Source organism: Pseudomonas aphyarum, assembly GCF_028657055.1.
GTDB classification, from domain to species: domain Bacteria; phylum Pseudomonadota; class Gammaproteobacteria; order Pseudomonadales; family Pseudomonadaceae; genus Aquipseudomonas; species Aquipseudomonas aphyarum.
The window spans coordinates 220,942-235,032 of record NZ_JAMDGS010000002.1; the positions used below are offsets into that span (position 1 = coordinate 220,942).

7 protein-coding genes are annotated in these 14,091 nt (G+C 61.2%); 4 read left to right on the plus strand and 3 right to left on the minus strand.

All coding sequences use genetic code 11. From position 1 onward, the window contains the following. The first annotated feature begins 208 nt into the window (after nt 1-208). Entirely contained in the window at nt 209-409 is a 201-nt protein-coding gene (locus M5G18_RS02665; protein ID WP_273898516.1) for a DUF6316 family protein, read from the plus strand. Here the strand turns inward: M5G18_RS02665 and M5G18_RS02670 are convergent. Both M5G18_RS02670 and pap read right to left on the minus strand, forming a co-directional pair. Further along, nucleotides 406-1,590, minus strand: a complete 1,185-nt coding sequence (locus M5G18_RS02670) for a thiolase family protein (RefSeq protein ID WP_273898517.1) — start codon at nt 1,588-1,590, stop codon at nt 406-408. The genes M5G18_RS02665 and M5G18_RS02670 overlap by 4 nt on opposite strands. Before the next feature lie 102 nt (nt 1,591-1,692). Beyond that, nucleotides 1,693-3,207, minus strand: coding sequence for a polyphosphate:AMP phosphotransferase (gene pap / locus M5G18_RS02675; RefSeq protein ID WP_262159924.1), 1,515 nt, complete (start codon nt 3,205-3,207; stop codon nt 1,693-1,695). A gap of 173 nt (nt 3,208-3,380) precedes the next feature. Here pap and mnmC point away from each other — a divergent pair, with 173 nt between their 5' ends. After that, nucleotides 3,381-5,360, plus strand: a complete 1,980-nt coding sequence (mnmC, locus tag M5G18_RS02680) for a bifunctional tRNA (5-methylaminomethyl-2-thiouridine)(34)-methyltransferase MnmC2/FAD-dependent 5-carboxymethylaminomethyl-2-thiouridine(34) oxidoreductase MnmC1 (RefSeq protein ID WP_273898518.1) — start codon at nt 3,381-3,383, stop codon at nt 5,358-5,360. Nucleotides 5,361-5,394: 34 nt separating this feature from the next. Here the strand turns inward: mnmC and M5G18_RS02685 are convergent, their stop codons facing one another. Continuing rightward, entirely contained in the window at nt 5,395-10,227 is a 4,833-nt protein-coding gene (locus M5G18_RS02685; protein ID WP_273898520.1) for an NEL-type E3 ubiquitin ligase domain-containing protein, read from the minus strand. Between the two features lie 296 nt (nt 10,228-10,523). Between M5G18_RS02685 and M5G18_RS02690 the strand changes: the two genes are divergently transcribed. Beyond that, nucleotides 10,524-12,296 (plus strand): N-acetylglutaminylglutamine amidotransferase, encoded by a 1,773-nt coding sequence (locus M5G18_RS02690; RefSeq protein ID WP_273898521.1) that lies wholly within the window; start codon nt 10,524-10,526, stop codon nt 12,294-12,296. 3 nt (nt 12,297-12,299) lie between these two features. Next, nucleotides 12,300-14,045 carry an N-acetylglutaminylglutamine synthetase gene (gene ngg, locus M5G18_RS02695; protein ID WP_273898523.1) on the plus strand — a complete coding sequence of 582 codons (1,746 nt, stop codon included), beginning with the start codon at nt 12,300-12,302 and terminating at the stop codon, nt 14,043-14,045. The last annotated feature ends 46 nt before the right edge of the window (nt 14,046-14,091 follow it).

The window sequence follows — 14,091 nt, forward strand, 5'->3', positions numbered from 1 at the left end:
CCAAGCGCCAGAGACAGGAGCGCTCATTCTAGGCGCACAGACCCTGCCCGACACAGGGACAGTTGCGCTCCAGCCGCAAATGAAACTGTGCAGGTCGCAGCAAAAAATTGACGATGGGCCGTTGATCGGCTGCCCGGGCAAGGTAAGTGGTTCAGGCATAAGCTGATTGGATCCAGCCCGGGACATCACTCACCAAGGAGCCCCCGTCATGTTAGGCATGCGCGCCCACGACACCGCCCCCGCCACGCACTTTCGCAGCGACCGCGTGTGCCGGGTCAACGGCGAACTGTATTTCAGCACCCGGGAAAACACCCTCGAAGGGCCGTTCGACAGCCCCGAGAAAGCCGAGCAGGAAATCCGCGCGTACATCGCGCGGATGCGATTGATGGATTCCGGAAGGCCAGTCTAACGCACCGCTTCGAACAACCCGGTCGCGCCCATCCCGCCGCCCACACACATGGTCACGATCCCGTAACGCAGATTGCGCCGCTGCAACTCGCGCACCAGATGCCCGACCTGCCGTGACCCGGTCATGCCGAACGGGTGACCGATGGAAATCGAGCCGCCGTTGACGTTGTACTTCTCGTTGTCGATTTCCAGACGATCACGGGCGTACAGGCACTGCGAGGCGAACGCTTCGTTCAACTCCCACAGATCGATATCCGCCACCTGCAGGCCTTTGGCCTTGAGCAGTTTCGGCACCGAGAACACAGGGCCGATACCCATTTCATCAGGCTCGCAACCGGCCACGGTAAACCCACGGAAAAACGCCTTCGGCTTGAGCCCCAGTTGCAGGGCTTTTTCCAGGCTCATCACCAGCGTCATCGAGGCGCCATCGGACAACTGCGACGAGTTGCCGGCGGTCACCGAACCGTCCTCGGCGAACACCGGTTTCAATCCCGCGAGGCTTTCATAAGTGGTGTCCGGGCGGTTGCAGTCGTCGTGATCGACGATGCCGTCGAGGACCTGCACTTCACCGCTGTTCTTGTCTTCAACGCGGTACTTCACCGCCATCGGTACGATTTCATCGCTGAACAGGCCCGCTGCCTGCGCCTGAGCGGTACGGATCTGGCTTTGCAGCGAGTAGCGATCCTGCGCCTCGCGGCTGACGCCATACCGGCGCGCCACCACTTCGGCGGTCTGGCCCATGGTGTAGTAGATGCCGGGGGTCTGCTGCTTGAGCAACGGGTTGATCAGGTGATCGGTGTTGACGCTTTTCAGGGTCAGGCTGATCGACTCGACGCCGCCGGCGACGATGACGTCGCTGCAACCCGACGCGATCTGGTTGGCGGCAATCGCAATCGCCTGCAAACCCGACGAACAGAAACGGTTGAGGGTCATGCCTGCCGTGCCGGTGCCCAATTGCGAGAGCACCGCCACGTTGCGGCCGATGTTGTAGCCCTGGGCGCCTTCGTTGGAGCCGGCGCCGACGATGCAATCCTCGACGCTGGCCGGGTCGATGTCGTTGCGCGAGAGCAACGCATTGACGCAATGGGCCGCCATGTCATCGGGACGGGTCTGGTTGAACTTGCCGCGAAAGGACTTGGCCAGGCCGGTCCGTACGCTGTCGACGATCACCACTTCACGCATGGCATACCTCATTGTTGCAGTCGGTTGAGAGTGGACCGAGCATAAGTCCACCCAATCGCCGACCGCGACAATCATTCACCTCGCGTATGCGGGCCCATCGGTTCAGTCCTTGTGCTTCTTGGCTCGCTTGTCGGACTTTTCGAAAGCTTCTTCCAGCGCCCGGTTGATCGTGCGCAGCACCTTGACTCGGGCCCAGCGCTTGTCATTGGCCTCGACCAGGGTCCACGGCGCGATTTCGGTGCTGGTGCGGTCGACCATGTCACCCACGGCGGCGCGATAGGCGTCCCACTTGTCGCGGTTGCGCCAGTCGTCTTCGGTGATCTTGAAGCGCTTGAACGGAATTTCTTCGCGCTCCTGGAAGCGCTCCATCTGCGTGTCCTTGTCGATCGCCAGCCAGAACTTGACCACGATCACCCCGGCGTCGGCCAGTTGCTCCTCGAAGTCATTGATCTCGCCATAAGCGCGCATCCAGTCGGCCGTACTGCAAAAGCCTTCGACCCGCTCCACCAGCACCCGGCCGTACCACGAGCGGTCGAACACGGTGAATTTGCCCCGGGCCGGGATGTGCCGCCAGAAACGCCACAGATACGGCTGCGCACGCTCCTCTTCGGTCGGCGCGGCAATCGGCACGATGCTGTATTGGCGCGGATCGAGCGCCGCCGCGACCCGGCGAATCGAGCCGCCCTTGCCCGCCGCATCGTTACCTTCGAACACGGCCACCAGCGCGTGACGACGCATGCGTTTGTCACGCATCAGGCCGGACAGTCGCGCCTGCTCGGTGATCAATTGTTCTTCGTAGTCTTTCTTCTCCAGACGCTGAGTCAGGTTGAGGCTGTCGAGCAGGTTCAACTGATCCACCGACGAGCCCAGCGGCTGGGCGCTGACATCGTGCGGGTGCACATCGGGACGCTTCAGCGCGTTTTGCAGACCTTCGAGCAGGATCTTGCCGACCGTCAGGCTGCGGTAGTACGGATCGACACCCTCGATGACATGCCACGGCGCGTAATCGCGACTGGTGCGGCGCAACACGCGCTCGCCGTATTTGACGAACTTGTCGTAGGTTTGCGATTGCTGCCAGTCCAGCGGGCTGATGCGCCAGCTGTGCAGCGGGTCATCGGCCAGGGCCTTGAGCCGCGCCTTCATCTGCTTCTTGGACAGGTGGAACCAGAACTTGAAGATCAGCGCGCCTTCATCGCAGAACATCTTTTCCATGCGCTCGGCGCCGGCAATCGCCTGATCCAGTCGCGGATCCTTGAACAAGCCGTGCACCCGGCCCTGCAGCATCTGGCTGTACCAGTTACCAAAGAAAATCCCCATCCGCCCCTTGGCCGGCAGCATCCGCCAGTAGCGCCAGGCCGGTGGTCGGGCCAGCTCTTCATCGGTCTGCTGATCGAAGGTGCGCACTTCGATCAGGCGCGGGTCCATCCACTCGTTGAGCAATTTCACCGTCTCGCCCTTGCCGGCGCCTTCAATGCCGTTGATCAAAATGATCACCGGGAAACGCTTCTGCTGCTGCAACTCGAACTGGGCTTCAAGCAACGCTTCACGCAGGGCGGGCACGGCGGCTTCGTAGGTGTCTTTGTCGATGGCGTGACCGATTTCAGCGGATTCGAACATAGGGACGGCTCCTTCCAGGATTCAGCAAGACTAGCGGATTGGGCTCTGACGCGGCACAGAAATTCCCGCCGGCGGCGGATTGTCCTTGAGTGATCGTCAGCAAGGCTTGCCATGGATCAAGCGCCGTCTGCGTGATCGGCTAGAATGGCCGCCTTGTCGTTGCCGAGCCTGCCATGAAACCTGTAATGCCCCACGCCCAACTCGACTGGGATGACCAGGGACGCCCGCGTTCGCGAGTGTTCGACGATGTGTATTTTTCCGACCAGTCGGGGCTGGATGAAACCCGCTACGTGTTCCTCGAACAGAACCGTCTGGCCGAGCGTTTTGCCGCGCTGCCGGCGGGTGGGCGACTGGTGATCGGTGAAACCGGCTTCGGCACCGGGCTGAATTTTCTTTGCGCCTGGCAGTTGTTCGAACAGCACGCGGTGGCCGGAGCGCGGCTGCATTTTGTCAGCGTCGAAAAATTTCCGTTGAGCCCCGCCGACCTGCAACGGGCGCTGGCGCTGTGGCCGGAACTGAAGCCGTTCTCGGATCAGTTGCTCAAGCATTACGTGGTAATCCATCAGGGTTTTCAGCGCATTGTTCTGGATAACGGTCGCGTGACCCTGACGCTGCTGATCGGCGATGCGCTGGAGCAGTTGCCGCAACTGGACGGCCAGATCGACGCCTGGTTTCTTGACGGTTTTGCCCCGGCGAAAAATCCGGAGATGTGGACTGCCGAACTGTTCGCCGAACTGGCGCGGCTGGCGGCGCCCGGCTCGACCATCAGCACCTTCACCAGCACCGGTTGGGTACGACGCCTGCTCAACGCCGCCGGCTTCAAGATGAAGCGCACGCCGGGCATCGGCCACAAGTGGGAGATCCTGCGCGGCCAATTTCTCGGCTGGCCCGAGGACGTTGCGCCCCCCGCCGCCGACAAACCGTGGTTCGCCCGTCCGGCTCCATTGAGCAGTGAGCGACGGGCATTGGTGATCGGCGCCGGTCTGGCCGGTTGCGCCACCGCTGCCAGCCTCGCGGCGCGGGGTTGGCAGGTCAGTCTGCTGGAACGGCATGACGCGGTGGCGCAGGAGGCCTCGGGTAACCCGCAAGGCGTGCTGTATCTGAAACTGTCCGCCCACGGCACCGCTCTGTCGCAGTTGATCGTCAGCGGTTTCGGCTACACCCGACGTCTGCTGGAAACCCTGCAGCGCGGCACCGACTGGGACGACTGCGGCGTGCTGCAACTGGCATTCAATGAAAAGGAACGCGAGCGTCAGGCGCAACTGGCGGCCGCGTTTCCCGAAGACCTTCTGCAATGGCTCGAGCAACCCGAAGCACAGGCCCGCGCCGGGATCGGTCTGGCCCATGGCGGTTTGTATTATCCCGAAGGCGGCTGGGTGCATCCGCCGACGTTGTGTCAGGCGCAATCCGCACAACCGGGCGTCACGCTGCTTACTAATCAGGAAGCCGTTGAGCTGCGCAAGCTCGACGGTCAGTGGCAAGCCTTCGACGGGGAACGGTTGATCGCAACAGCACCCGTCGTGGTGTTGGCCGGTGCTGCCGAAATCAAGCGTTTTGCCCAGAGCGCCGACCTGCCCCTCAAGCGCATTCGCGGGCAGATCACCCGACTGGCGCAGACCACACAAAGTCAGGCTCTGAGCACGGTGGTGTGCGCCGAAGGTTACGTCGCACCGGCACGGCTGGGCGAGCACACCCTCGGTGCCAGTTTCGATTTCAACAGCGACGACCTGACCCCAACCACCGCCGAACACCTGGGCAATCTGGCGATGCTCGAAGAGATCTCCACGGATCTGGTGGCGCGCCTGCACATCGGCGAACTCGACGCCGCCAGCCTTGAGGGCCGCGCCGCGTTCCGCTGCACCAGCCCCGACTACCTGCCGATTGTCGGCCCGCTCGCCGATCGCGAGGCGTTCACCGAGGCTTATCGCGCCTTGAGCAAGGATGCCCGGCAAGTGCCGGACATTCCCTGCCCGTGGCTGGACGGTCTGTACGTCAACAGTGGCCACGGTTCACGCGGTTTGATCACCGCGCCACTGTCTGGCGAGTTACTGGCCGCGTGGCTGGACAACGAACCGCTGCCGCTGCCCAGAGCCGTGGCCGAGGCCTGTCATCCCAACCGTTTTGCCTTGCGCCAGTTGATTCGGGGCAAGTGAACCGGGCGCACCGTTCGGTCACCGTCAGTCACCGTCAGTCACCGGGCACGATGCAGGTGCCCCGCTCGATCTGCTCCGCGATACGCTGGGTCAAGCGTTGCAACAGGGCATTTTCGGTCTGTTCTTTCCGGAAGGTGCAGAGAGCCATTTCACTCAGGTAGTCGGCAGAAGTGAGCTCGTCAGCCTTTTCAAACAGTGTCTGTACTTGCTCCAGGTGAGGTGCAAGAGCGTCTTCGAACTGCTGCGCAAAATGGCTTTTCAGGTAGTCACTCCAGAACGGCTGGCGAACCAGAAAATCCAGCCATTTGGAGGACAGTTCTGCCGTCTGGATTCGATGGATGGCGGTTACCAGTTCATCCCCCGTCACAGCAGCGAGTTCGCCATAACGCATGTGCGAGGGCTGTCCAGGCAGGTCGAACGCCCGCGCGAGCCCCGTGCGATAGGCGAGTGTCACTTCCAGAGGGTCGGATGATCCCTGATTCCGGGCGTGCTCTGCCGCAATCAGATCGATTTGCTCAAGCCGGAACAAGCTTCGGGCAAACTTCATCAGGGCCGGTGCCGATGCCTGTCTCCCTCCGGAAACCCGCAACACATTACGCACATGTACCGCGACTTCCAGATGGCTGAAGTTCAGCGCTGCGTTATCTGTGCAGTTGATCGGGTTGGCCGCCAGATCGAAAATCTGCTCGCGCAGTTCGGCATCGGCCTGCGTGGCTTCCAGAACTGTCCAGACCCGCCGGGACATGTCCTCGCGCACGTATTCGGAGTCGGCGGTATTGCCCAGCTCGGCCAGTAAATGGAACAGCCCTTCGGCCATCGGGTCGTCGTTGATCGCGGTCCATATCTGCAAGCGTTTGGAACCCACAGTGCCGCCCGTCTCGGTCAGCCAGATCGAACGAGCCTGATGCTCGTCAAGTCGCGCGATATCGTTTTCCAGATAGCCCATACCCACCCCGACTTTCTTGCGATAGTTGTCCAGATGAGTGCTGCTCAATTCGGAAATCGGGTTGTTGCGCAGATTGATCGTTTCACTGACGCGCCGCGGTGTTTCAAACAGCCATTGCGGCAAATCACGAATGTCGTTGTCACGCAGGTCGACCCGATCCAGGTATGGCAAGCGCTGCAAACCCTTAGGCAATTCCGTGGTGCGGGTATTGCGCACGCTGAGGTCAGTCAGCTCCAGCATCTCGCTGACATCCACCGTGGCTCCAAGGGGGTTTTCACTGAGGTCCAGACTTTGCAGATTGCGCATCAGCGACAGTTTCACCAAGGAGTGCTCGGTCAGCTGAATGCGGTTTTGCCCCAGCCCCAGACGCCTGAGGTTCGGCATCAACGGCACCACCTCCGGCAACTGAGTGAGTCTGTTGCGACCCACCTCCAGGGTTTCGAGGTTCTTGAAGGCTTTGAGAAAGTAGGCGACATCGTTATCCAGATGCATGTTTTGCAGAGACAGGTGCCTGACATGGTCGAAGCTCAGTCCCAAAGGCAGGATCGGCAATTTTCCGAATCGCATGCCATCGAGCTTCAGGCCATAGGCCGGCCGGTAGAACTCGTCGGGCAGGAAGACCAGGCGGCGAAAACTGTCCTCGATCTCGTACGCCACAAGATGCCGACATTCGCGCACCTCGCTCAGCACCCCGCCCTGCTCCCGAATGGCAACCGCATCGTCCATCCAGGTATCGAGTGCTCCGCGCAGTCGCTCCAGGTCATCCTGCAATTGCCTGACCCGAAGTGCACGCGTCAGGTGATCGCTGCCCGACTGATCAAGAAACTCCCGGGCCTGGGTGTCGGAAAACAAGGGATAGAGTTTCTTCACCTTGCGTAACAAGCGTCGTGGATGCTGGGTGGTCTCGCCGGGTGGATCGGCAAGCACGCACGCGGGTTCGGGCGCCGGTGGCGCAAACGGTTCGCCACTCAATACGCGATTGCATCCCTCGCGCTCGTCCAGCGCAAGGTCGAGTAACCGGCTTCGCAGACGCCAGCCGTCTTCAGACTGGGCTACTGACAGTCCAATCGCCTTGGCCTGGCGAGATGAAAGACCCTTGAGAATCGCCTGATACAGGCTGTCCGGCCCGAGGGTCTTTCCCAGTGATCCGGTCTGGCTGTCGAACACCTCGTATCCGTTGTCGAGCCTGACCAGCGTGAGCGAATTCCCGGCCGTAAGCGGTTTCTTGCCGAGGGTCTCAAGCAGATCTCCCTTGAGTGATTGCGCCCGCAGTTCCAGGTAAAGCTGTGGATCCCACCCCCCCAGTTGCGGCAACAAGCCAATGGCCAGTTTTTCGGTATCGGCATTGGCGACTTCAGCCAGGTAGAACCCTGTCAGCGCCCGATCCAGGCGAACACTGCGCTCGGCCTCGCTCAACCGTTGTGCAATGCCCATGGGCACTCGTCCGGTCGTGCGCAGAAGCGTACGCTCGACACTCGACGCCTGACGGATCAGTTCCCTTGCATAACGCGCCGGCACATCGGGATAAGCGGCTCTCGTCTTGAGCACTTCACTGTCCAGGGTCTGGTCATAGCGCCGGTACAGGTGGTCGAACGTCGAGCGACGATCCGCCTTGACGGCCGCCCCGATGACTTTTGCCAGTGTCTCCCCTTGATCGGCCGGCATAACGTTCGAGCCGACCAGTGCCTCGACCTCACTGGGGTACAGACCGTCGATAACGGTCTGCAGCAACTCGCCCTTTTCCAGTTGGGTATCGCTGACAATGACGCTCAGGGTGTCATCTTCAATCGAGCCGGGAGGAAAGGTCTCGGTGATTTTTCCGTTTTCATCAACGACCTCGATATAGCGATCCTGCGGCCAGTTGGAAAGCTTTGGGAGCGCCTGCAACTGTTCCTGGACATGACGGGCATCGGTCGCTTCGCCGCGCTCCATGGCAGCAACAAAGTCACGCACCCGGCGCTCAAGATCGAACCGTTCGATTGTGTCTCGCAAACGCGGCGTTAGTGACAGGTTGTCATCGCTCAGGCGATGCAGCTCATCGAAGCGAGTGTCGGTCAGCCGCCGAATCATCTCCAGAGGACTGTCTTCGAAACGCTTCAACTGCGGATCGATGCGTTTAAGGGTGTAAGCCCCGGACCATTGCTCGCTCGGCTCCGAGGCATGACGCCAGCCTCCGTGCCGACCGGGTTTGAGTATCGGCGCATAAGCCTGCGCACGGACAGGGTGCTGAATGCGCCAGGCCCTGGAAACCGGATCCTGCGCCACGGCATAGGTTCGATCGTCAATGCGGGCAAAGACCTTTCCGTCGACGCGGTACAAGCCTGTAGCGTCTGGCTCGGGGCCGACCTCTGCGGGCAGAGGCTGTTCGTAGGCACTCAGTTGCGGCTTCCACAATCGGGACTGACCACTTCGGTCGAGGATGGCGGCAAAAGGCTGGAAGAAATCCGGGTGTTTTTGAACGGTCTTGATTGCCAGGGATTTCAGGACCTTGATGCCGGCGCCCACGGCGGCCATCAGGGCAATGTTTTCCGCGACGCTGAGCAAATGTGAAAAGGCTTCCTGCCGATCCCCCCGATTCCAGTCCTCGATCCCTTCGTACACCTCCGCGAGCATTTGTCCGATCGCTACGCCCATCATCAGTTGCCCCAATACCGGAACGACAAACCCCGCCACATTGGCGATTGTCATGCCGATTTCCAGGTATTGAATCAGACGCTTCTTGCGCTCCTCTTCATCGACATCGGCCGTCGGCACCGCAAGCGCACGGGCATCGAGTTGCAGCTTGCCGACATGACTCTTGAGCATGAAATCGAACAGCGGGCCAGGCATTTCCAGCTGTTTGACGTGGCCCAGGCTCGCGGTGTCGGCAAACGTCTTGAAGAAGTCGACCTTGTCGACCTCGCCGATGCAGTGGGTGAAGTAGCTTTTGTAATCAGCCATCCCCAGCTTGAATTCCAGGTACGCGATGAATGCCGTGAAGCTTGTGTACTCGCAGAGTGGCTGGCCAGGTTCGCCGGGCATGTACACCAGGCACCATTGATCGGGGTCCAGCTCGACCGATTTTTCGGAGAACACCACGACACCCCAAAGGCAGCTGTCGAGCGCTTCGATGCCCTGCATGATCAGCGGCCGGCCCTTGAACTGAAGGCTGTAGGCGTCAGCGACGCCACCGGCATCGATCAAGCGCTGAACGGTGTGGAAACCCTCCTGGGAAACGTGCTCCTTCATCAGTGCCAGATGCAAATCCAGTTGCAACATCTGCCTTTTCATCTTCGAGATGTTGCGAACCATCGGCCCGGTGACGACCCGACTGCCATTGACTTCCCGGACACCGAATACCTGCTGGAAATGCTCCTGGTATAGCCGACCCAGATCCAGCTCCCGGCAGAGTGCAGCGAACGCCGTCGGCGTCAGACCGGGGACGCCATCAGGTTTGCTGGCAATCCGCACGGCGCTGCCTTCGGGAAAGTAATCGGCTTGCGCCTCGTCGTCCGTGAAGTTCTGCATCGCTGCTTCCAGCAGTGTCGGCGTCGCAGGCGGAATGACCTTCTCTGCGCCTCCGGGCGGCATCACCGGCTCACAACCGCAATAGCTTCCCGGCAACTCGAGGTGGTCTTTCTCGACATCAAACACCGCTGACCAGCGCTTGGTCAGCGCGTCGTTCAACTGCGTGATGCAAAAGCGCTTGAGCGATTGCAGCCGGCTCAGGTCTGTCTCGACCAGCGCCTGAGTCGCGTTCAGGTCGCGCGCCGCCTTGTCCAGCGCTGCCAAGGTGTCGGCATCGGTTTTAAGCAGTACAGGGGGAAAGCTTTTCTGCAATGCCTTGGCGGTGTCCAGATCGCCTGTGACCTCCAGCAAAAAGCTCAGTTTCTGTTTTTCCGTCAGGGAGATCGGTGTGACCGACACGGGTGTAGCGGGCATGGGCAATATTCCTTTATTGCTGATGAGTCCCTCCACCCTATCGATCCCGGCGTTGAATAAAAAATACGAATAACTGCCCGTTAGACCCGGCAAACAAACAGCAATCCGCATGTTTTGAATACTTATGTACTACCCGCACCATCAATAAGGATGCTAACGGCCCACCGGTCAGATGAACGCACTTATAACTGATCGTTCTAAAACTCCCGCATCCGGGCCGGGTCAGTTTCTCAGTACCGGCCATTTCGGCGCGGTTCAGCGACACCCTCCCCAACGGAAAAACCGGTAAGGACCTTATGTGCGGATTAGCTGGCGAGTTACGTTTTGATCAACAACCTGCAGACCTTGCAGCCATCGAGCGAATCACCCATCACCTGGCGCCTCGCGGCCCTGACGCGTGGGGCTTTCATGCCCAGGGGCCGATTGCCCTGGGCCATCGACGCCTGAAAATCATGGACCTGTCGGACGGCTCGGCGCAGCCGATGATCGACAGCCAACTGGGCCTGTCCCTGGCCTTCAACGGCGCGATCTACAACTTTCCGGAACTGCGCGCCGAACTCGAAGCGCTCGGTTATGCGTTCTACTCCGGCGGCGACACCGAAGTGCTGCTCAAGGGTTACCACGCCTGGGGCGAAGCGCTGCTGCCGAAACTCAACGGTATGTTCGCCTTCGCCATCTGGGAGCGCGATGCCCAGCGCCTGTTCATCGCCCGCGACCGTCTCGGCGTGAAGCCGCTGTACCTGTCGCGCACCGGCCAACGCCTGCGTTTTGCCTCGGCCCTGCCGGCCCTGCTCAAGGGCGGTGACATCAACCCGATCCTCGATCCGGTGGCGCTCAACCATTACCTGAATTTCCACGCCGTGGTACCTGCGCCGCGCACCTTGCTGGCGGGCATCGAAAAGCTGCCACCCGCGAGCTGGATGCGCGTTGAAGCGGACGGTACCACCGAGCAGAAAACCTGGTGGACCCTGCCCTACGGCCCACACGACGACGAAAAAAACCTGACCCTCGAAGACTGGCGCGACCGCGTGCTCGACAGCACCCGCGAAGCCGTGGCGATCCGCCAACGGGCGGCAGTGGATGTCGGCGTGCTGCTTTCCGGTGGCGTCGATTCGAGCATGCTCGTCGGCCTGCTGCGCGAAGTCGGCGTGGAGAACCTGTCGACCTTTTCCATCGGTTTCCAGGATGCCGGCGGTGAGCGCGGTGACGAGTTCCAGTATTCAGATCTGATCGCCAAGCATTACGGCACCCAGCATCACCAACTGCGTATCGACGAAAGAGAAATCATCGAACAACTGCCCGCCGCGTTCCGCGCCATGAGCGAGCCGATGGTCAGCCACGACTGCATCGCCTTCTATCTGCTGTCCCGCGAAGTGGCCAAGCATTGCAAGGTGGTGCAGAGCGGCCAGGGTGCCGACGAATTGTTCGCGGGTTATCACTGGTATCCGCAAGTCGACGGCGCGGCCGATCCGTATGCGGCTTATCGCGAGGCGTTTTTCGACCGCAGCTACGACGATTACGCCGCCACGGTGCAGCCGAAATGGCTGACAGCGAATGACGCCGCCGGTGACTTCGTGAAGGAACATTTCGCACAGCCCGGCGCCGATGCGGCGGTCGACAAGGCCCTGCGTCTGGACAGCACGGTGATGCTGGTGGACGACCCGGTCAAACGCGTCGACAACATGACCATGGCCTGGGGACTGGAAGCGCGTACGCCGTTTCTCGACTATCGCCTGGTGGAATTGTCGGCCCGTGTTCCCGGCAAATTCAAACTGCCGGACGGCGGCAAGCAAGTGTTGAAAGAAGCCGCGCGACTGGTCATCCCGAGCGAAGTGATCGACCGCAAGAAAGGCTACTTCCCGGTGCCGGGTCTCAAGCATTTGCAGGGCGACACCCTGAACTGGGTGCGCGAACTGCTGCTCGATCCGAGTCAGGATCGCGGCCTGTTCAACCACGCCATGCTCGACAAACTGCTGACCGATCCACAAGGCCAGTTGACCCCGTTGCGCGGCTCCAAGCTGTGGCAACTGGCGGCCCTGAATCTGTGGCTCAGCGAACAAGGAATCTGATTGATGAAACCTCACGCCACGGCTTACAGCCAACGGCTGCTGCGCGGTCAGACACCGTCCTACGAACGCTTGCAGGCGCGTCTGGCCGAAGACGGCAGCGAGCCGGCCGCCGAGCCGATTGCGGTGCATTGCGGTTGGGGCCGGTTGCTGATCGGCCACACTTTTCCCGACCCGGCGAGCCTTGCGCGGGAGCTACTCAACGAGCAGACGGGCGAGCGCGACATTGCGTTGTACGTTGCCGCGCCGCAGCAGATTCTCGGCCTGGAACCGACTCAACTGTTTCTCGACCCGTCCGACACCCTGCGCTTGTGGTTCAGCGATTATCGTCAGGCCACCCGAGTGTTTCGTGGTTTTCGCATTCGCCGTGCGCAAAGTGACGCGGACTGGCAGGCGATCAGCCAGCTGTATCAGGCGCGCGGCATGCTGCCGATCGATGCCACCCTGCTCACCCCGCACCATCAGGGCGGCCCGGTGTACTGGCTGGCGGAAGACGACGACAGCGGCGCGGTGATCGGCAGCGTCATGGGCCTCAATCACCAGAAGGCTTACAACGACCCGGAAAACGGCAGCAGCCTGTGGTGCCTGGCGGTCGATCCACAGTGCTCGCGTCCCGGTGTCGGCGAAGTGCTGGTGCGCCATCTGATCGAGCACTTCATGAGTCGCGGTCTGAGCTACCTTGATCTGTCGGTGTTGCACGATAACCGGCTGGCGAAAAACCTCTACGCCAAACTCGGCTTTCGCAACCTGCCGACGTTCGCCATCAAGCGCAAGAACGGCATCAATCAGCCGCTGTTCCTCGGCCCGGGGCCGGAGGCGCAGTTCAACCCTTATGCGCGGATCATCGTCGAGGAAGCCCATCGGCGCGGCATCGACGTGCAAGTGGATGACGCCGACGCCGGGCTATTCACTCTCAGTCACGGCGGGCGCCGGGTGCGTTGCCGTGAATCGCTGAGTGATCTGACCAGCGCCATCAGCATGAACCTGTGCCAGGACAAGAGCCTGACCCATAACGTGCTGAAAGCCGCCGGGTTGAATGTGCCGTCACAACAGTTGGCGGGGAACGCGGATGACAATCTGGCCTTCCTCGACGAGTACCAGCGCGTGGTGGTCAAACCGCTGGATGGCGAACAGGGCCAGGGCGTGGCGGTGGATCTGCAAACCATCGAGGAAGTGCAGCAAGCCATCGAAGCCGCCAAACAGTTTGACACTCGCGTGCTACTCGAAAGCTTCCACGAAGGCTTCGACCTGCGGATTCTGGTGATCGGTTTCGAGGTAGTTGCAGCGGCGATCCGCCGCCCGGCGGAAGTGGTCGGCGACGGTCATCATTCCATCGGCGCGCTGATCGAAGCCCAGAGCCGGCGACGGCAAGCGGCTACCAGCGGCGAAAGCAAAATCCCGCTGGACCACGAAACCCAACGCACCCTGCACGCGGCCGGTTACGACTACAGCAGCATCCTGCCGGCCGGGGAGCATCTGTTCGTGCGGCGCACGGCGAACCTGCACACCGGCGGCACGCTGGAAGACGTCACGGCGATTCTGCACCCGACCCTGGCCGACGCTGCCGTGCGCGCGGCTCGGGCGCTGGAGATCCCGATGGTCGGCCTCGACCTGATGGTGCCGGCGGCGGATCAACCGGCGTACGTGTTCATCGAAGCCAACGAGCGGGCGGGTCTTGCCAACCATGAGCCGCAACCGACGGCCGAGCGGTTTGTCGATCTGTTGTTTCCGCACAGTCAGCCGGCCGTTTGATCTCTCTTCAGCGTCATTCCCGCGTTCAACGCGCGAATGACGCCCC

Bases quoted from the DNA above. Each gene is read 5' to 3' on its own strand.
- mnmC (WP_273898518.1), top strand. From the start codon at position 3,381: ATGAAACCTGTAATGCCCCACGCCCAACTCGACTGGGATGACCAGGGA.
- M5G18_RS02685 (WP_273898520.1), bottom strand. From the start codon at position 10,227: ATGCCCGCTACACCCGTGTCGGTCACACCGATCTCCCTGACGGAAAAA.
- pap (WP_262159924.1), bottom strand. From the start codon at position 3,207: ATGTTCGAATCCGCTGAAATCGGTCACGCCATCGACAAAGACACCTAC.
- M5G18_RS02690 (WP_273898521.1), top strand. From the start codon at position 10,524: ATGTGCGGATTAGCTGGCGAGTTACGTTTTGATCAACAACCTGCAGAC.
- M5G18_RS02670 (WP_273898517.1), bottom strand. From the start codon at position 1,590: ATGCGTGAAGTGGTGATCGTCGACAGCGTACGGACCGGCCTGGCCAAG.
- M5G18_RS02665 (WP_273898516.1), top strand. From the start codon at position 209: ATGTTAGGCATGCGCGCCCACGACACCGCCCCCGCCACGCACTTTCGC.
- ngg (WP_273898523.1), top strand. From the start codon at position 12,300: ATGAAACCTCACGCCACGGCTTACAGCCAACGGCTGCTGCGCGGTCAG.